The organism is Halobacillus litoralis (assembly GCF_009856355.1).
GTDB lineage: Bacteria > Bacillota > Bacilli > Bacillales > Halobacillaceae > Halobacillus > Halobacillus litoralis_B.
The window spans coordinates 47,948-67,602 of sequence record NZ_WMEW01000014.1 but is presented as its reverse complement, the minus strand read 5'-3'; the positions used below and the strand labels follow the sequence as shown (position 1 = coordinate 67,602).

At 49.2% G+C, this 19,655-nt stretch carries 17 protein-coding genes, 1 riboswitch and 1 other annotated feature; of the genes, 12 read left to right on the top strand and 5 right to left on the bottom strand.

Annotated features, from left to right (window positions below; genetic code table 11):
• Positions 1-49 precede the first annotated feature (49 nt).
• The 5 genes from nadB (at position 50) to GLV97_RS17010 (ending at position 4,449) form a co-directional block, all read left to right on the top strand.
• Entirely contained in the window at positions 50-1,582 is a 1,533-nt protein-coding gene (nadB, locus tag GLV97_RS17030; protein ID WP_237418647.1) for an L-aspartate oxidase, read from the top strand.
• A complete protein-coding gene (gene nadC / locus GLV97_RS17025; protein WP_160890173.1) occupies positions 1,579-2,430 on the top strand; it encodes a carboxylating nicotinate-nucleotide diphosphorylase in 852 nt (283 codons plus the stop codon). Before nadB ends, nadC begins: the two co-directional genes overlap by 4 nt.
• Positions 2,427-3,533, top strand: coding sequence for a quinolinate synthase NadA (gene nadA, locus GLV97_RS17020; RefSeq protein ID WP_160890172.1), 1,107 nt, complete (start codon positions 2,427-2,429; stop codon positions 3,531-3,533). Before nadC ends, nadA begins: the two co-directional genes overlap by 4 nt.
• Before the next feature lie 76 nt (positions 3,534-3,609).
• Positions 3,610-4,206, top strand: a complete 597-nt coding sequence (locus GLV97_RS17015; RefSeq protein WP_160890171.1) for a TetR family transcriptional regulator — start codon at positions 3,610-3,612, stop codon at positions 4,204-4,206.
• 57 nt (positions 4,207-4,263) lie between these two features.
• Entirely contained in the window at positions 4,264-4,449 is a 186-nt protein-coding gene (locus GLV97_RS17010) for an H-type small acid-soluble spore protein (protein ID WP_160890170.1), read from the top strand.
• A gap of 192 nt (positions 4,450-4,641) precedes the next feature.
• Here the strand turns inward: GLV97_RS17010 and GLV97_RS17005 are convergent, their stop codons facing one another.
• The 4 genes from GLV97_RS17005 to ileS form a co-directional block, all read right to left on the bottom strand.
• On the bottom strand, positions 4,642-5,256 hold the full coding sequence (locus GLV97_RS17005) for a PH domain-containing protein (protein WP_160839751.1): 615 nt from the start codon (positions 5,254-5,256) through the stop codon (positions 4,642-4,644).
• Positions 5,257-5,372: 116 nt separating this feature from the next.
• A complete protein-coding gene (locus tag GLV97_RS17000; RefSeq protein ID WP_160842403.1) occupies positions 5,373-6,083 on the bottom strand; it encodes a nitroreductase family protein in 711 nt (236 codons plus the stop codon).
• 574 nt (positions 6,084-6,657) lie between these two features.
• On the bottom strand, positions 6,658-7,071 hold the full coding sequence (locus GLV97_RS16995; RefSeq protein WP_160839753.1) for an RrF2 family transcriptional regulator: 414 nt from the start codon (positions 7,069-7,071) through the stop codon (positions 6,658-6,660).
• 103 nt (positions 7,072-7,174) lie between these two features.
• Positions 7,175-10,264: an isoleucine--tRNA ligase gene (ileS, locus tag GLV97_RS16990; protein WP_160890169.1), complete on the bottom strand. Its 3,090-nt coding sequence runs from the start codon at positions 10,262-10,264 to the stop codon at positions 7,175-7,177.
• 98 nt (positions 10,265-10,362) lie between these two features.
• Positions 10,363-10,591: a binding site (T-box leader), on the bottom strand.
• A 247-nt stretch (positions 10,592-10,838) separates the two neighbouring features.
• On the opposite strand from ileS, the gene GLV97_RS16985 reads away from it, so the two are divergent.
• The 7 genes from GLV97_RS16985 (at position 10,839) to metC (ending at position 18,300) form a co-directional block, all read left to right on the top strand.
• The gene (locus tag GLV97_RS16985; protein ID WP_160890168.1) at positions 10,839-11,615 is read left to right on the top strand and encodes a class I SAM-dependent methyltransferase; all 777 of its coding nucleotides are present in this window, start codon (positions 10,839-10,841) and stop codon (positions 11,613-11,615) included.
• A gap of 70 nt (positions 11,616-11,685) precedes the next feature.
• A complete protein-coding gene (locus GLV97_RS16980; protein WP_160839756.1) occupies positions 11,686-13,011 on the top strand; it encodes a cytochrome ubiquinol oxidase subunit I in 1,326 nt (441 codons plus the stop codon).
• A 24-nt stretch (positions 13,012-13,035) separates the two neighbouring features.
• Complete coding sequence (locus GLV97_RS16975) at positions 13,036-14,061, top strand: cytochrome d ubiquinol oxidase subunit II (protein ID WP_160842400.1); 1,026 nt, start codon at positions 13,036-13,038, stop codon at positions 14,059-14,061.
• A gap of 219 nt (positions 14,062-14,280) precedes the next feature.
• Positions 14,281-15,249, top strand: coding sequence for a glutaminase A (gene glsA, locus GLV97_RS16970; RefSeq protein WP_160842399.1), 969 nt, complete (start codon positions 14,281-14,283; stop codon positions 15,247-15,249).
• Positions 15,239-15,685 (top strand): DUF4385 domain-containing protein, encoded by a 447-nt coding sequence (locus GLV97_RS16965; RefSeq protein ID WP_160839759.1) that lies wholly within the window; start codon positions 15,239-15,241, stop codon positions 15,683-15,685. The genes glsA and GLV97_RS16965 overlap by 11 nt, the downstream gene beginning before the upstream one ends.
• A gap of 107 nt (positions 15,686-15,792) precedes the next feature.
• A riboswitch (SAM riboswitch) is annotated at positions 15,793-15,903 on the top strand.
• A 103-nt stretch (positions 15,904-16,006) separates the two neighbouring features.
• Positions 16,007-17,122, top strand: a complete 1,116-nt coding sequence (locus tag GLV97_RS16960; RefSeq protein ID WP_160842398.1) for a methionine biosynthesis PLP-dependent protein — start codon at positions 16,007-16,009, stop codon at positions 17,120-17,122.
• On the top strand, positions 17,119-18,300 hold the full coding sequence (gene metC, locus GLV97_RS16955; protein WP_160839761.1) for a cystathionine beta-lyase: 1,182 nt from the start codon (positions 17,119-17,121) through the stop codon (positions 18,298-18,300). Before GLV97_RS16960 ends, metC begins: the two co-directional genes overlap by 4 nt.
• Before the next feature lie 224 nt (positions 18,301-18,524).
• Here metC and GLV97_RS16950 read toward each other — a convergent pair whose 3' ends face one another.
• Positions 18,525-19,544 carry an NAD(P)/FAD-dependent oxidoreductase gene (locus GLV97_RS16950; RefSeq protein WP_224872949.1) on the bottom strand — a complete coding sequence of 340 codons (1,020 nt, stop codon included), beginning with the start codon at positions 19,542-19,544 and terminating at the stop codon, positions 18,525-18,527.
• Positions 19,545-19,655 lie beyond the last annotated feature (111 nt).

The following is a 19,655-nucleotide window of genomic DNA, read 5'->3' as shown; positions in this document are numbered from 1 at the left end:
ACATTAGTGTCAATACATGAGTATATACATCAATAAGGAGAGACACATGATGGCAGATGTTTTGATCATTGGAGGCGGGGCTTCTGCCCTGCAGCTCGCCAGACACCTTCGCTCGACAATGAATGTGATATTACTCACAAAGTCCTCCCTTCACCATAGCAATTCTTATTTGGCACAGGGCGGGATTGCGGCAGCACTTGGGGCGGGGGACAGTCCCTCTTTTCACTACAGCGACACCGTCAATGCTGGTGGCAGCACAAGCGCAGGACAGGCCCTTCAAATCATGACACAGGAAGCTTCTTCCGTCGTTCATGAGCTGGATTCCATCGGCTGCGCATTTGACAAAGATCATCAAGGGCATTTTCAGCTCGGCCGGGAAGGTGCTCATGGACAAAACAGGATTGTCCATGGAGGCGGCGACCAAACAGGCAGGAGGATTGTGGAATCCTTGACTAGAGCTCTTCCGCCAAACGTGACGGTTATGGAACATCATTTTGTCTTTGAATTACTTATGAATGATCAAGGACAGTGCTTTGGTGCACGAAGTAAGGATACGGGCGGAAATATCCATACCTTTGTTTCTCCCCAAACCGTGCTCGCTGCAGGAGGGTGCGGACAAGTATATGCGTGCACATCCAATGCAGAAACAGCTGCAGGGGATGGTATCGCTCTCGCTTATGAGGCTGGAGCTGAATTGATCGATATGGAATATATCCAGTTCCATCCCACGCTTCTTTACATAGACGGTCATGGTGCTGGACTAATTTCAGAAGCTGTCCGAGGAGAGGGAGCTGTCCTTGTCGATGAGGATGGCAGACGAATCATGGAAGATGTCCATCCGCTTCAAGATCTGGCCCCCCGCCACACGACGGCCCAGACCATCTTCCACTACCATCGGATGGGCAGGAAAGTCTTTTTGGATATCCGCGGCGTCTCCCGTTTTCAGGAACGCTTTCCTTCCATCACTGCCCTCTGCCTGAAGCATGATGTTGATATCAATCAAGGTCTCCTTCCTGTGGCCCCGGGCTGTCACTTTATTATGGGAGGTGTGAAAGCAGACGGAAATGGAAAAACGAATGTCCCCGGTTTATACGCCATTGGAGAAACGGCATGTACAAGAGTGCACGGAACCAGCCGGCTGGCGAGCAATTCCCTTCTGGAAGGACTTGTTTTCGGCAGAAGGACGGCACGTTTTTTGAACGCGCAGTCCACCCTCCTTCCCGCACGGAAACAGAAAAAAAGCGTGCCTCCTCCTGATTCCCTCGTTCTCCCGGGGATAAAGGATATTCAGAAACGGACGATGGAAGCAGCAGGAATAATGAGAAACCATGATGATCTGACCGCACACCAAGCATGGCTGGATTCTTTTCCGGTGGTTTCCAATCTTGATAAGAGCCGGCTGACGAAGGAGCAGGTGACGGCGTTATTCCTGCTGCAGACATCCCGGCTGATTACGACCGCAGCCTTGGAACGAAAAGAAAGCCGGGGAAGCCATTTTCGTTCCGACTATCCAAAAGAACAAGCCGAGTGGAAGGATCGAACCATCCGGCTGCAATCGCACACAAAGGAGGCAATATCGTGAACCGCATCAAACGCTTGGATAAACTGAAGGAATTTTTACTCGAGGATATTGGAGACTATGATGTCAGCACCGACCTGCTGTTCCCCGCTGACCAGCAGGGGGTTCTGCGCATAACCGCCAAAGAAGAAGGGGTTTTTTGTGGTGGGTGGATCATCACGGACGTCTGTCATCTCCTTAATGAAAGGATCAAGGCAGACGTGCTCGTTCCCGACGGCGCCGATATTAGAAAAGGGACCTGCCTGTCAGAGATACGTGGGCCGATGGTGGATCTTCTTAAAGGAGAGCGGGTGATCCTTAACTGCATCCAGCGTATGAGCGGGATTGCAACATTGACGAAACAAGCGGTCCAGGCACTGGAAAATCCAAAGATCCGTCTTTGTGACACGAGAAAAACGACGCCCGGTCTCCGCCTGTTTGAAAAGTACGCCGTCCAAACAGGGGGCGGATACAATCATCGATTCGGTCTCTATGATGCCGTGATGCTGAAAGATAACCATATCGCTTTTTACGGGTCTTTGACGAACGCCGTCCGGCATCTAAAAGAAAAAGTCGGCCATATGGTGAAAATCGAAGTGGAAACCGAAACGGACGAGCAGATTCTGGAGGCCGTTGATGCAGGAGTGGACTGCATTATGTTTGATAACCGGCCCCCTGAAGACATTGCGCGGATGCTTCCTTCCATTCCCAATACCATCACGACGGAGGCCTCCGGTGGAATCAGCTTGGAAAACCTTTCAGACTACCGGCATTTGACGGTTGATTATCTTTCCCTTGGTTTTTTAACACATAGCGTCCGTTCCCTTGATTTCAGCGCCCGAGCCGTTTTAACAAAGGAGGAAATCCATTGAAGCTTTTTGAAACCCTGAATACGACTCGTCCCTCCCTTCCTGACCGCTACAAACAGCTGTCCATCCCTGAGCTTGAAGAGACCGTCAGACGAGTGAAAAAAGAATGGGGACAGCGGTTATTCATTCCCGGTCACCACTACCAAAAAGATGAGGTCATCCAATTCGCCGATGCACGGGGAGATTCGTTGAAGCTTGCCCAGTTATCCGCCTCCCAACAGGAGGCGGAAGCCATCGTTTTCTGCGGTGTTCACTTTATGGCTGAAACGGCGGACCTTTTGACGAGAGACGATCAGTACGTCTACCTCCCGGATATGCGGGCCGGCTGTTCCATGGCCGATATGGCTGACATCCGTCAGACGGAACGGGCGTGGGAGCAGTTAACCACCTTGTACGGGGAGACGATCCTCCCCCTCACCTACGTCAACTCCACAGCTGCGATCAAATCATTTGTCGGCGCACACGGAGGAGCGACGGTCACCTCATCCAATGCTGCTGATATGGTTTCATGGGCATTCTCCAAGAAGCCCCGCCTGTTATTCCTCCCTGACCAGCATCTTGGCCGGAACACAGCATACGAACTTGGCATTTCCTTGGACAACATGGCCGTATGGGATCCGATTCGTGAAGAGCTGGTATGCGACGGCCCTTTAGACGAGGTGCAGGTGATTTTGTGGAAGGGCCACTGTTCTGTACATGAAAACTTCACCACAGCTAATGTTGATCACATCCGCCGGGAATACCCGGATATGAAGATCATCGTTCATCCGGAGTGCTCAAGAGAGGTTGTCGAAGCGTCCGATATCTCTGGTTCCACCAATACGATCATTCGGTCCATCCAACAGTCTCCCCCAGGAAGTGCGTGGGCAGTCGGTACGGAAATGAATCTCGTCAACCGGATTATTCAGGAACATCCGGATAAACAGATCGTTTCCCTCAACCCCCGCATGTGTCCATGTCTGACGATGAATCGGATTGACCTTCCCCATTTGGCATGGGCGCTCGAATCGCTGGCTGAAGGACACCCTCCAAACCGGATCAAAGTGGAAGAGCAGGTGGCCGGGCCGGCACGTCTTGCCCTGAACCGGATGTTGGATCACGCTTAGATTCCGTTGCATTTCCTGAAAAAGAGCGTACACTCAAAAAAGAGAGTACTTACTGTTTTGAAGGAGCTGATTCCCTATGCACATGAACGAAGAAGAACAGGAGCGGATGCTGAAGGCGGCCCACAGCCTCTTTTCCACCAAAGGATTCAGTGGAACGAGCGTAAAGGAAATCGCCGGACAGGCGGAAGTTTCTGAAGTGTCAGCTGCCCGTACCTACCCATCACTGATGGATTTGTTTATTGATTCCTTTTCTGAAGGCTTTATTCAACAGCTGGAGACCACCTCTGTAGAGGTCCATCCATCGACGAATCAAAAGCCGGCGGAAATGATCTATACGTACTTATGGAACCGGATGAAGGAGTTCACATCGATGGATAAATCCGTGTTCAAAGAAATGATGAACAGCCTCTTCCCCGCCATGGAGAACGACGCAGAAAATCGCAGAAAGATGATCGGCATCGACTTTATGCTGGTGGACGAAATGATTGTTCTTTTGAATGATATGAAGGAAAAAAAGCTGCTGTCCAGGGGTTTCAACGCCAATCAGGCTGCCGAAATCATTTACAGTTCCCTGGCGTTCGAATTTCTATTGTACGTGTATGAAGAGGAAGTTTCTCTGGAGATGTTTTTGGACGGAGTCAAAAAAAAGCTCGATTTCATTATCGAGCGGTGATGCATATAAACCGTCGTGGAGGCAGAAAGTAAACGTAAACGACAGGAGGTCTCCATGATGAACAAAGAGCGAGCCAATGAAATCTTCCACTCCCCTGATATGATCCAGGTCCATCATAAGGACCGGGAGATTTATATTGAAGAAGTAATTGAACGCAATGAAATGGCAAGGATTCACCCGACCGATCAGCCGAACATCGTTCAGAAAGTTCCATTGTACGAACTCAAGGAACTGGAGCAGTAACTTTAAGAAAAGAACAGAACAATAACAGACAACCCGTACAGGGATTCAAGCGATTGAATTCCTGTACGGGTTGTACTTTTTTCCTTTATCAGCATGCTGCGTATCCCACAGTTCAAAAGATACTCCTGATCGGACAATGTGAATGCAGAAGACCATAATCTGAACTACCGGAGATATAAAAAAATCAGCCGCTTAATTCTGGATGTATTTTTCGAAGATGTCCTTAAAATCCCTGCGTGTATGCTCGGTGTGCTTTTGAGCGAGCCACTCATAGGTGAACGTTACTGATTCCTTGAACTCGGAGGAGACTTGATTGTCATGGAACCGGTTTTCGCGCAGAAGATCACGAGCGGCCTCCAGACTTTCTCTCGCATATTCGGCATGAAGCTGATGGTCCTCCTGAATCTGAGAGATCGCTGTAAGGGATTTATAAAGATCGGCAATGGCCTCGCCTTCGTCTTTAGCAATATCAATGCTCATGGACTGACTGCCGATGGCAAATTTGATTTCCAGATCGAGATCGATGGTGCCTGCCGTTTCTATGGTTACGTTGCGGATTGGATTCTTGTAATAGTCGTAGCGCAGAATGTTACGTTTGCTGCTGGAGGCTTTCTCCCCGTCGAGATGAATGAGGGCCCGGTTCGTAAAGCAGTACTCATCACTTTTTGATTTGATCAGGAAATGGATTTTTTCTCCATCCTCCGTTAGGACAAAATCATCCGACTGGGTCTTATCAAAATCTTCTTTAGAAATAATTCTCCCGATATCACTCAACCCGAGGGCATCACTGGCCAGCTTTTTAAACATATGGAAGCCTCCTTTATATTCTTCTTCTACATCATTCGACAGGCAGCTTCTATTCCCTTCCGTGTATGAAAAAAACTATAAGAAAAGCCGTCCGGTCTCGGGACGGCTTTTCTTTTTTATTCGTAACGGTTCCACTGAACAACTTCATCCAATGGAAGACGTGTTTTTTGGAAGCCGGCTTTTGTACCTTTTCCAAGAGAAATCAGCATAACAGCTTCATAGTTTTCAGGAACATTGAAAGCTTCCAGGAACTGCGCTTCATCATAACCGCCCATCGGCACGGTGTCATAGCCTTTCGCTTTGGCTGCAAGCATCAGCTGGTTGGAGACGATTCCGCCGTCAATATGAGCAATTCTGGCCAGGCGCTCTTTCGGGAAGTTGCCGTAGTTATCGAAGATGCTGTTGACGTACATGTTCTTCACGTCTTCAGGCATGTTGCCTTTTTCAGCAATCTGGCTGTAAATCTGATCCGCATTCTTGTAGGCATTACGGTCACCAAGAACAGCAATAACGACAGATGCATCGACAATCTGCTGCTGGTTGTTGGCGATTGGAAGAAGCTTCTCTTTTTCCGCCTGGTCTTCAATGACAAGGAATCTCCAAGGTTGAAGGTTGCTGGATGATGGAGCAAGAACCGCAGTTTCAAGAATCTCACGGATTTCACTTTCGTCCATCTTGAATTCCGGATCATACTGACGGACAGAACGACGCTCTTTCGCGACCGTTAGAAAATCAGTATCCTCCAGCTGCTTCGGTGCTTCCTTCGTTGTATCAATTTCTTTTACTTTATTTAAATATTCTTCTTTGCTCATTGTATTCTGAGACATCATGATGCTCCTTTAAACTGTATTTATCACAAGAACAGTATATGACTTAACTGTTCTTTTGTCAAATACAGTTTATGATAATCCATAAAAAAAGCAGAACATAACCTTCCGCTCCCAGCCGTCTATTGTCCTAAGACCCTTTTTCATAAGCTCTGTTAAAGTCTGTTGTTGATATTTTAAACGATTACTAAATCGTCTCCATCTGGAATTGGGGGTACCGTCCGTTGTTTACTCAGAGCATGGGACGGCAGGGAAAGGGAGTCATTCCCAAGGCCGCCTCATCCAAATCCCATGACAGAAAGGGATGATAGGAGCTCACATGTTAAATAACAACACCAAGCCACAACAGAGCCTTTTCATAAATCGTTTGGCGGGGGCACGTGCATCGTTCGGTGGTGACGCCTGCGGGAAAAGCACGAGCCGAAGATCCAGCCATAAGCGGAACGCGACTTCCCTAATCATGAACTGGATTTGAAAGCCTGTTGTTTAACAAAAGATCGTCCACTTTCCACCCGTGTATATCCAAAAAAAGACTGTCGAGATTCCACTCGACAGTCTGTCAACAACGTTCCGATTACTTTTGTATCAGGTCCGCAATGGTTTTCTCTTCAAGTCCTGCTACAACCCAGCTTTCCATATCATTACGAAGCTCGATCAAGGATTCCCTTGTAGAAGGAGCAAAGCATTCTTTGCCTCCGACATTGAAGAACCCCTTCGGAAAAGTTTCCGCCCTCATTGCTTCATAAACTTCAGACAGCTTTATATCTTCGGGGTTTTTCACTAAGGAATAACCCCCTTCTCTACCTTCTTTGGCGTGAATCAATCCTGCCTTGACTAAATGGCGGAGGATTTTTCTTAAGAACACAGATTTGGATTCCAGCTTTTCCGCCAGCTTTCCACTTGGGCAGAGCCCTTCGTTTTCAGCAAGAACGACAAGGGCTTGTACGGCCATCCCGAACCATCGTGTGCTTGATACCTTTTCTGCCATGTTTTCACCTCTTCATCTGTCTTTTATTTTGGGACATCCTGCAAAAAAAGTCAAAACACTGGAACGGTAAAAAAGCCCCGGCCGGAGCCGGGGCTGATGATTCTTACTTTTGAAGAGCCAGTTTCAGTGTATGATCACCAACGGTATACTCTTTCATTTCATCTTGTTCGCCGACCGTGAGTTCCTTAACGAGGACATTCTCACGAATCAGCTGTTCGTTCTGCTTAATGGCTTCCTGTACTTCTTCATCACCGGCAAGAGCGATGTCGACACGAAGATCGATCGGCAGATCCTGCTGTTTCCGCTCATCCTGGATGACACGGATCACTTCACGGGCAAGACCCTCAAGGCGGAGCTCTTCTGTGATGGATGTATCAAGGACCACGTGGAAGTCCTGGTTGGATCCCATGGACAAGCCGGCATCGGCAACACGTTCCACATTCAATAGATCCATCGGCACTTCAACTTCTCCATCAGCTGTTGGAACGACCGCTTTTTCATTTCTGACAACAGCAGCGGCTTCTTCCTCAGAAAGCTTTTCCAGATAGCCTTTGACGACACCGACATTTTTACCTAGTACCGGTCCGGCTGCGCGGAAGTTCAGCTTCACTTCGTAACGGACAAGATCCTCGGAAGACTGTTTAACAACGACTTCTTTGACGTTGATTTCATCACGGATAATGCTGCTGTATTCCTCCAGTGCTTTGCCCTGGTCCGGGTTGACCGGGATAACCACAAGCTCCGAAAGCGGCTGCTTCGTCTTGATCGCTTCTGTGTTACGTACACCACGGGCAAGCTCGACAACCTGCAGAACAGCATCCATATCTTTTTCCAGCTGTTTGTTGACAACGGCATCATCCACTTTCGGGAAGTGGGCCAGGTGCACACTTTCGCCCGTCAGGTTCTGATAAATATCTTCAGCCAGGAACGGCGTGAACGGTGCCATCAACTGACTCAGCTGTGTAAGCACTTCATGAAGCGTATGGTAGGCTGCTTTTTTGGACTCGGTCATGCCTTCTTCCCAGAAACGGTCACGGGAGCGGCGGATGTACCAGTTACTTACTTCATCAATATACTTCTCCAGAGCCTTCGCTCCTTTAGTGAAGTCATAATCCTCCAGAGCTTCCTCTACGACAGCGGTCACACTGTTCAAGCGGGAAAGAACCCAGCGGTCAAGAAGCGTCTTCTCACCGGTTTCGTCCTTGTTGAATGTGTAGCCGTCAATGTTGGCATAAAGCGTATAGAAGCCGTGCGTGTTCACAAGGGTATCAATCACTTTGGATTTAGCCTCAATCACGACACGCTCAGAGAACCGTTTGTTGTTCCAAGGTGCACTGTCTGCAAGAAGTGCCCAGCGGAATGGATCGGCACCGAATTTATTAACGATGTCTGTCGGATTAAGGGCATTCCCCTTACTCTTCGACATTTTACGGCCTTCTTCATCAAGAATGTGACCGGTGGAAAGGACACGCTTATACGGTGCTTTACCTGTGAACAGCGTAGAAACCGCAAGCAGGCTGTAGAACCAGCCACGTGTCTGGTCAATTCCTTCACAGATGACATCAGCCGGGAACTGCTTCTCAAACTGATCCTGGTTTTCGAACGGATAGTGCTGCTGGGCAAACGGCATGGAACCAGAGTCGAACCAGACGTCAATAACTTCCGGCACACGATCCATCGTGCCGCCACATTTCTCACAGCTGACCTGAACACGGTCGACGTATGGCTTGTGCAGCTCAACGTCTCCGATATCTCCAATCGCTTTTTCCTGAAGGTCCGCTTTACTGTGCGGGGCGTATTGATGATCACAGGAATTACACATCCAGATCGGCAGCGGTGTTCCCCAGAAACGGTTACGACCGATGTTCCAGTCGACCATATTTTCAAGGAAGTTTCCGAAGCGTCCGTCCTTGATATGGTCCGGATGCCAGTCGACCTGCTGATTGTTGGCCAGGAATTGATCCTTCAGCTCTGTCGTTTTGATGAACCAGCTTTCAATTGCGTAATAAAGAAGAGGTGAATCACAACGCCAGCAGTGCGGGTAGCTGTGCTCATACTTTTCTTTATGGAAAAGAAGTCCTTCATTAGCCAGGTACTTCACGATATCCACATCACAGTCTTTCACGAAACGTCCTTCGAATGGAGGGATATCCGCTGTGTAGCGTCCCTGCCCGTCTACAACGTTAAAGAAAGAGAGGTTGTGTTGTTTGACGAGATTGTAGTCATCTTCCCCGTAGGCGGGGGCAATGTGAACGACACCCGTACCGCTTTCGGCGTTGACAAAATCAGCCTCGACAACGAAATGACCGCGCTCCGGCTTCACGAATGGGAAGGGCGCCTCATAAGCCACGCCGCTGAACTCGCTTCCTTTATGTCTGGATATGACCGTATAGTCCTCTCCAAGATTTTTCTCAGCAAGAGCTTCAGCAACGATGTAAACTTCGCCGGCTTTTTCTGCCTTGATGTAATCCAGATCCGCATGGACCGCCAGGGTAACGTTGGCCGGCAGCGTCCAAGGCGTTGTCGTCCAGCCAAGGAAAAATTCATTTTCTGTGCCTTTGACTTTGAACTTCGCTGTTGCGGACAAGTCTTTCACATCTTCATAACCCTGCGCTACTTCGTGGGAGCTCAACGTAGTTTGACAGCTCGGGCAGTATGGAGTAACCCGGTGACCTTTGGAAAGCAGGTTACGCTTGTGCAGGTCACTCAGGATGTACCAGACACTTTCAATGTAACGATCCTGAAGGGTCACGTACGGATCATCCATATCGAGCCAGTAACCAATGGATTCCGTGAATTCGCGCCACTCTTTTTCGTAGTTGAAGACACTTTCCTTACACTTTTCGATGAACTTCTCTACGCCGTATTCCTCAATCTGCTGTTTGCCGGAGATGCCGAGCTGCTTCTCCACTTCCAGTTCAACCGGAAGACCATGGGTATCCCAGCCACCCTTACGAAGGACTTGATAGCCCTGCATCGTTTTGTAGCGGCCGACAAAATCCTTGATCACACGACCGAGTACGTGACCCGCGTGCGGAAGTCCGTTCGCCGTCGGCGGTCCTTCATAAAAAACGAATGTTTCCGCGCCTTCGCGCTCATTCATGGAGCGCCGGAAGACATCTTCTTGTTTCCAGTAATCTTTGACACGATTTTCGCGGTCCAGAGCCGCTTCCTTCGTATTGACACTGCGCATTTCTTCCACCTCTTACCCTTTTATTTTTGTATAGATAATCACATGGGACACAACTGGATACAGTTTCCCTGAAAAACAAAAAATCCGCCCCTGTATGAAACAGGGACGGATGTTCATTCCGCGGTACCACCCATATTCCGTGCAGATCCAGCCGCACGGCACTCGGTAAAAAACGGATAACGGCCGTCAGCCGGTTCCACCTACTCTTACACATTTCGGCAGAACTTCTCAGGGATGATCTTCAACCAAATCCGCCGTCGCTTTTCACCAGCCAGCGACTCTCTACAGGTCGGGGTATCGGTCTACTCTTCCCGTCAATGAAACTATACGTATCTTTCCTAATCGTACAATGGAACGTCAGGGATGTCAAAAGTTTCTTATCCCCATCATCGCCCATTTTCACATGGATTATACGTGTGGATTTCACTTTACACCCCTATGATTTTTCTGTCACGTTTTATGATTATATCTGTGATTTGTTTGTATTATCACCGACGATCGGTGATTGGTATTATCCAAACCAGAAGCTGCGGATTACAATAAATGTAACTTCATAAAAAGAAAGGTGTCTGCTATGAAAAATGAACAGAAACAGCGTGTACAGGAAACCTTCTCCAAAAATAAAGAGGCCTATGTCCAAAGCTCCACCCACAACAATCCCGAGGATTTAAAGCTGTTGATCGAATGGCTCAATCCGGAAAAACACTGGAGGGTGCTGGATGCAGCTACAGGCGGCGGTCATGTGGCAAAAGCTGTGCAGCCGTTCGTGAACCGCGTTTATGCGACAGATCTGACAAAGGAAATGCTCCAAAACACAGCCGCTCATCTTTCCGATATGGCCAATATCGTGTTTGTGGTAGCAGATGCCGAAGAGCTTCCTTTTCTTGACGGTTATTTCGATGCGGTCACCTGCCGGATTGCTCCCCACCACTTTCCTGAGCCTGCCTCCTTCGTATCGGAAGTCTCCCGCGTCCTGAAGCCCGGCGGCCGCTTCCTCATGATTGATAACACAGCCCCTGAAGATGATCAGCTGGACCAATTTTACAACGCTTTTGAAAAAAGAAGAGATCCCAGCCACGTCCGCGCCTTGAAGGTATCGGAATGGGAAGCCCTGTTCTACGGCCATTCGCTGGCCGTCAAGAAACACTTGAAACGACAAAAGACCCTCCCCTTTTCGTCCTGGGTGGCACGCACCCAGTCATGTCCTGTTGAACAACACGCGATCGAACAGGATTTATTGTCGGCCGACACTCATACGAGAGCCTATTTTTCCATTACATCATCGGATTCCGGTGTGGAACACTTTTCCATCAACGAGTATATGGTTCTTTTAGAAAAAGGTTCCTGTTAACGAATAATCCCCCACCTCATTGGAAGAATAACCACAGGATATTGAAACTTGTTATGAGGTGGGAAATCAAATGGATATCGTCGTCATGGCCCGTGCTCTTTTTGGAACTTCTCTGGGCTTCCATATTATCTACGCCACCATCGGCGTAGGACTTCCGGTAATGATTATCATTGCTGAAGTGATGTATTTCATAAAAAAAGACAATGATTATGCGCTGCTGGCACGAAGGTGGACAAAGGCCTTCGCTATTCTCCTGGCTGTGTCGATCGCTTCCGGAACGATTGTAGGCGTTATGATATCCCTGCTGTTTCCTGATTTCATGGAAATCGTCGGCCAGGTCATTGCCCTGCCGTTCCAAATGGAGATTTTCGCCTTCTTGATTGAAGCGGTTTTTATGTCGATTTACTTATATGCCGCAGACCGCCTTCCGCCAGCACTGCGGCTTGTGAGCATCATCTCCGTGGCACTTGGCGCGACAGCCTCGGCGATATTAATTACCGATGTACATGCCTGGATGAACACTCCGGCGGGCTTCCGTATGCTTCCAAACGGAGAGATTACAGATATTGATACGTGGGCGGCCTTTTTCAATCCGAGCTTCGGGGTTACAGCCATTCACGTCACCCTTTCCGCCTACATGACGGTGGCTTTTCTTGTAGCCTCTGCAGCCGCACTTCGTTTGATGAAATCAAAAATCACCGACCAGGAGCGGGCCTATCATAAGAAAGCGTTGATGATTGCCCTGTACTTCGGCGCCTTGATGTCTCTAGGGACAGCGATCAACGGTCACGAAACCGCTCAAATGCTGCACGAATACAACCCGCGGAAACTCGCAGCTGCGGAAGGGTTGTTTGAAACCCAGCGGTATGCCCCCCTTTCTGTCGGCGGCTACACGTCCCTTGAGGATCAGAGAGTGAAGTACGCCATTGAAATTCCATACGGGTTGAGCTTTCTCGCCGGCGACCGTTTCGATACGGAAGTGATCGGGCTGAATGAATACCCACAGGAGCTGTGGCCGCCTTTGTACGTCCATATTTTATTTAACGTTATGGTCGGCATCGGTACCGTCCTCATTGCTGTTGCTTTTGCCGCCTTGTTCTGGAAACACGTCCTGAAGAAAGAGTTTCCCGGATGGATTCTTGCCATCCTTGTGGTCAGTGGTCCGCTGGCTTTACTGGCCATCGAGGCCGGATGGTGCTTCAGCTGTATCGGACGCCAGCCCTGGACGATTACGGATGTCCTGAGAACAGGAGAAGCCGCAACCAAATCCAAGAGTGTCGGTTTTCTCTTCTATCTGTTCATGAGTTTGTACATTACCCTGCTGTTCGTCACCGGGTTCGTTCTCCGGTTCTATTTCAAACGCAATCCTGTCAGCCGTGACCTGAGCGCTCAATAAAGGCAGAGAAAGGAAGAACATCTTATGGAAGCTTCAACACTGGCCGTCACCATTCTGTGGAGCCTGCTGTTTATTTACGCGATGCTCGGATCTCTTGATTTCGGGGCAGGGTTCTGGGGGATGATTTATGGAAAAAGTGAAGAAAAAAGCGCCTCTCAGATCGCCAACCGCTTTTTATCTCCGACATGGGAAGTGACCAATGTATTTCTCGTCATCTTTGTCGTTTCGGTAGTTACCTTTTTCCCATATGCAACGACGCTTTTGAGCAGTGTCCTGCTCGTCCCTGTAGCACTTGGGCTGCTGCTCCTGACAATCCGCACCACCTTTATGGTATTTCAGCATTATGCGGGAAAATTTGTCGGGCTGCTGCGTGTCACCTCCGGCGTCACAGGACTGATCATCCCTGCCCTGCTCGTCAGCATCCTGCCGATCACCCTTGGAGGATTCATCAGCTTTGAGGATGACTATCCGCGGTTGGAATACGGAGAGCTTCTGACCCATCCGACGCTGTACATGCACGTATTGTTCGGTTTATCCACCGAGTTGTTTATTTCATCGGTTTTTTTAATGGACTATGCCAAGGAAGCTGAAGACTGGGATGCGTATGATACATTCAGAAAGCACGCCCTGTGGCTCGGACCTGTCAGCATCGCCGTCGCCATGCTGACGATCGGAACATTTCCGCAGGAAGCTGGATGGATCGTTGATAATATTGAGCAGAACTGGCTCACTTTCGGCCTTTCCCTGCTGTTTTTCCTGATCGGCTATGTTCTTTTGTTTTTGAAAAAACCGGATGGAAGAAAAGGACGGGCCCGCCCTGCCGTCATCATGATCGTCCTGCAGTACGGGTTCGCCATCTACGCTTATGGCTCCGCTCACCTGCCGTATTTGATCTATCCGGACTTGACGGTCAGCGATGGGTTCACCAACGCTTCCACCTTTTACCCGATGCTGATCGTTTACGCGGTCGGATTCGGGATTTTAATTCCAGCGTTCTACCTATTCTGGAGATTGTTCCTGAAAGACCGGCGCTATTTGAAACAACAGTGAAAGCGGCCGTTCCAAATTAAAGATCCATTGGTGCTGCGGAATCTGTGCCCGTGACAGACGGCCCTGATGAGGGGAACGTGAGAATCAACACGATGAACATTTCCAAGGAATGACTTTTACTACAGCCTGAAAGCAGCTGCTCCCCTCCGGATCGGCTGCTCTTTTTTGTTTACCTGCTTTCTCTTAAAGGGTACTGAACTGCAAAAAAGGAGAAAATCTATGACGGACCTATCCAACTCCTACTTAGAAGAAGCGATCGAAGACAGCCGCCCTTATGCGTCTGCCGGAAAAGTGAATAGGAATCTTCCTGATTACGGGGAAGCGAATAAAGACTATCTCGGCGTCAGCATCATAACGACAGACGGAAAGTGTTACAGCGCCGGGGACCATGATAAATATATCCCTATGCAGAGCACCTCGAAGGTCATCGGATTGATGCTTGCCCTTCAGGATTTCGGCAAGGACCGGGTGTTTCAGACGGTGGGCATGGAACCGATGGGAGACTTCTTTAATTCGATCAGCCAGCTGGAGTCCTTCGACACCAGCAAACCGTTCAATCCGATGATTAACGCCGGGGCTATCGCTACAGCCGCTTTGATCAAAGGACAGAGCGTCGAAAATCGTTTTGACCGCTATATGGATTTCTTAAGAAAAATCACCAACAACCATCATCTCGAAATGAGCGATAAAGTGTACGAAGCAGAAAAAGCCAACGGCTCGCGTAACCGCTCACTCGCCCACTTCATGCACAGCACTGGGACGCTTGTGACCGACGTGGAAGAAGCTCTTGATTTATACTTCCGGATGAATGCGGTCATGATGTGCTGCCGTGACTTTGCGCGGGTCGGACTATTCCTGGCCAAAGGCGGCCTCACCCCCGATACAGAAGAACATTTGATTCCCGCCCACCACCTTCGGACCGTCAAAGCGATCATGATGACATCAGGAATGTATAACTCCTCCGGTCATTACGCTGTAGAAGCCGGTTTTCCGTGCAAAAGCGGTGTATCCGGGAGCATCATCGGCACGGTTCCCGGGAGGATGGGAATCGGTGTCGTCGGTCCGGCGATTGATGAGAAAGGAAACAGCACAGCCGGTGGTGCTTTGATCAAAAAGCTGTCCAGAGATTTGGAGTTGAATATGTTCGGGATTGAAAATACAGAAAGGAAGAATGACCATGCCTTTTAACTATGATTTGGATTTTGATTCGATTGACTTCCGGGAAGAACCGGAAAAGTACCGGGTCGGACGCGGCGAGCAGGGTGTACTTCTTGTCGAACCTTATAAAAGTGAAATTCTCCAGCACTGGCGCTTCAAAACACCTGAAATCGCCAGAGAGTCGTCAGAAAAAATTTACGCTATGTTTGAAGAATACAAGAAAAACGATGATTTTGTCGGCATGGATATGGCTCGGAAATTCCTGCAGATGGGCTACACACGCTCACGCCGGTATGCCAACTATAAAGGAGGAAAGAAATACGACAAGGACGGCGATCTCAACGACCGGGATATTGATGAGGAAAAAGCAGAATCGGCCCGGATTTTTGAGGAGAAATGGATCAAAGCCCGCGAGGACGAAGAGTACCTCGAGAAAAAACGGGCCCACCAAAAGGAATACGGATAAAAACAAGACGTTTCCACTAAAATTCAAAAATTTTCTATATGCATATTGTCAAAAGTTTCTGAGTAGTGTAGAGTAGTCATCAACATTTACATGAACTTACAATTACATTCTTATCAAGAGAGGCAGAGGGACTGGCCCTGTGAAGCCTCAGCAACCCCTGGTATCGACCAGAAAGGTGCTAACTCCAGCAAGTTGTTCATCAACTTGAAAGATAAGAAGAAGCCTTGGCTATCCAGGACGCCTTCTTCTTAGAGAAGGCGTCCTTTTTCGTCTTTTCGCTTCTTCCTCTTTTGATCGGTTCATAATGAAAGGAGTACTTTTATGTGTCACACAGAAACAAAATTTGTCCAGACCGGAAACCAGCGGAATGAGCCTTACGGAGCAATCAACCCACCGGTTTACTTCTCCACCCCGTACCGTCACCCGGGGCTTGGGGAATCTACGGGATTTGATTATACGCGGACGGGCAACCCGACAAGAAAGATTCTTGAATCAGCGATGGCCGATATTGAAGAAGGGGACGCAGGGTTTGCATTCAGTTCAGGAATGTCCGCCATCCAGACCGTCCTTTCCCTGTTCCGCGAAGGAGATGAAATTCTCGTATCCGAAGATTTATACGGAGGGACCTACCGCTTATTTGAACATATGAAGGAGCGCTACCGTCTACAGTTCACCTACCTGGAAAACGAAAAGCTGAATGACCTCTCTTCTTATGTAACCAAACATACAAAAGCTGTTTACATCGAAACACCGACAAATCCACTCATGCATCAAACCGACATCAAGCAGATGGCCGGACTTGCTAAAGAACATGACCTGGTGCTGATTGTCGACAACACCCTTTATACACCCGTTCTCCAACAGCCGCTGAAGGAAGGAGCGGACGTGGTCATTCACAGCGCTACGAAATATCTGGCCGGACATAATGACGTACTGGCGGGCCTCCTGGTCAGTAAAGGAGAAGAAATCAGTGAAAAACTTGCCTTTCACCAAAATACATCCGGGGCTGTCCTCTCCCCGTTTGATTCCTGGCTCGTCATGCGCGGCATGAAAACTCTCCCGCTTCGGATGAGGCAGCATGAAGGCAACGCCAGAGCCGTCGTTCAATTTCTGGAGGATCATCCATGTGTAGACGATATTTTCTATCCCGGAAAAGGAGGCATGGTTTCCTTCCGATTAAAAGAAGAAGCATGGGTCGACCCTTTTCTCAGAGGCTTAAACCTTATCAGTTTCGCGGAGAGCCTCGGTGGTGTGGAAAGCTTCATTACCTATCCGGCCACCCAGACCCACGCCGACATTCCTGAAGAAGAACGGGTCCGCTATGGTGTATGTAATAAACTGCTCCGCTTTTCCGTCGGCGTCGAACATATTGATGACCTGCTGGAAGACCTTTCATCGACATTCAATCAATTACCTGAGGAGGCATCCGTTCAATGAATACCCATTCCCTGCAGACCCGACTGCTTCACAATGACCAGAAGTTCGACCCACAGACCGGTGCGGTGAGTGTTCCGATCCAGCAGGCGTCCACCTTTCACCAACAGGATTTTGACACACCGGGCGACTATGACTACAGCCGCTCCGGAAATCCGACGAGAACGGCACTGGAAGAGACCATCGCCGGACTGGAAAATGGCACGAAAGGTTTTGCTTTCGCGTCTGGAATGGCTGCCATTTCCACAGCGTTCATGCTTTTATCCAAAGGCGATCACATCGTGATTACAAAAGACGTGTACGGAGGAACTTTCCGTATGATCAACGATGTTCTTCACCGCTTTGGAATCGATCACACTTTTGTCGATATGACGGACCTTCATGAAGTGGCCACGGCCATACAGCCGAATACACAACTGTTATATATTGAAACACCTTCCAATCCAACGCTCGAAATTACCGATATCCGTGCGGTGGCGAAGCTTGCCAAAGCGAACAACTGCTTGACCTTTGTTGATAACACCTTTATGACACCTGCCCTGCAGCGGCCCCTCGACCTCGGTGCCGACCTCGTGCTTCATAGTGCAACGAAGTTCATTGCCGGCCATAGCGATGTCGTCGCTGGATTAGCCGTGACGAACCGGGCAGACGTTGCGGAAGCCCTGGCCTTCCTGCAGAATTCTTTCGGATCCATTCTGGGCGCACACGACTGCTGGCTCGTGCTCCGCGGCCTGAAAACCCTCCACTGCCGGATTACCCAGTCTTCGCAATCAGCAGCCACCATTGCAGAAGCCTTATCCAGGCACCCTCTGGTCGAGCACGTATACTATCCAGGCTTCCGGTGTCATCCGGGAAACTCCACCCACACGTATCAATCCGATGGGTATGGTGCCGTTCTATCTTTCCGTCTCCGTGATGAAGAGGCGGTCCGTCAATTCACAAAAGCAGTGGAAATTCCGGTATATGCCGTCAGCCTGGGTGCTGTTGAATCGATTTTATCCTATCCCGCCCGGATGTCCCACGCTTCCATGCCTAAAGAGGAACGGGAGAAACGCGGCATCACAGATGGGCTGCTGCGCTTATCTGTCGGACTGGAAAAACCAGAAGATCTGATTGCTGATTTTTCGCAGGCGTTAAACCAAATCGAATTCAACGCAGAGGACAGAAGGTTGAGCATATGACATGCCGTGAAGCCTTGAATCCAAAGCCGCTGGTCGGGGACGGCGCTCCCGGTACGCCTCTTCCATGTTCATGAGTCCGGAAGCAGGAAACATTTCCAGCACCATAAAAACCCGTACGGGATCCAGATACCTGGGTCTCCGTACGGGTTTTTCCTAATCCATCCGCCGGCCTGCCCTGCTTTCCGTAATCGGAACGCCTGGCGTAAAAAAACCGAGGGGCTTGTTTAATGATCCGTGTATTTATAGATGACGGTACTGTACACCTGACTCTTAGCTTCAGGATCCAGATAGGTGGCAGCGCTGTTGATGGCAGCCATCGCTTCATTGAATCCGGAAGCAATCAGCATCGTTTTACTTGGGTAGACCACGGCATCTCCTGCCGCAAACACGCCCGGAATATTGGTACACATATCCGTTTCTACCGGAATCCGTCCTTTATCTGTATGGACTCCCCACTCTTCATAAACACTTTTCTCCATCTGCAGTCCTTCATAAACGAGAAGATGATCCAGAGGAATCTCCGTCCCATCACTGAGAATCACGCCGGTCATCCGGCCGCCCTCTTCTTTCACCCGCTGAATCGTCCGGTTGTATTGCACGTGGACAGAAGATGCCTGAAGGTTTTCCTCATCCTTCTCATAAACCGCTCTAAAAGCGTTGTTCCGGTTGATCAGGGTCACTTCATCAGCTGTACCTTCAAGCGCAAGCGACCAGTCGATCCCGACACGGTTATTCGAAACAACTGCTGTTTTCAACCCTTTATATTTCTCTTTATTCTTTACCGTGTAGTGGATCTGCCTGCCTTCATAAGCGGCAGCCCCATCCACCTGAAGCGGCTGCATTTGAAAGGTACCCAGCCCGGAAGCAATCAGTACGGTCCGGGTATAATGACTGCCGCCATCGTTGGTAACGAGAAGAAAAGCCCCGTCTTCCTGTTTTTGAAGGCTCTGTACTTTCACTCCTGTCACAAGGGCAGGGGACGTGCTCTGCGCCTGTTTCTCCACATTGGCCGCAAGTTCCTCCCCGGAAATTCCGGGAAAACCGCCGACATCATAGATTTGTTTCTCCGGATAAAAGAACGAAACCTTCCCTCCTGTTTCCGGCTGGTCTTCAATCACTTTCGTCTTCAATCCTCTCATCCCACTGTAAAAAGCGGCGTACAACCCTGTCGTACCTCCGCCGATAATGGTTACATCATACATTTCCATGTCTGTCACCTTCTCCGCTTCATTGTGTTCGTGCAATTCGTTATCCCCATTGTAAGGAGGGCTTAAAAAGAATGCAAAAGTAAATCTTTTGTAAAGGTTACGGATGTTCTATTGCCTTCCCCCATCCATTATCGTAATATGATATCG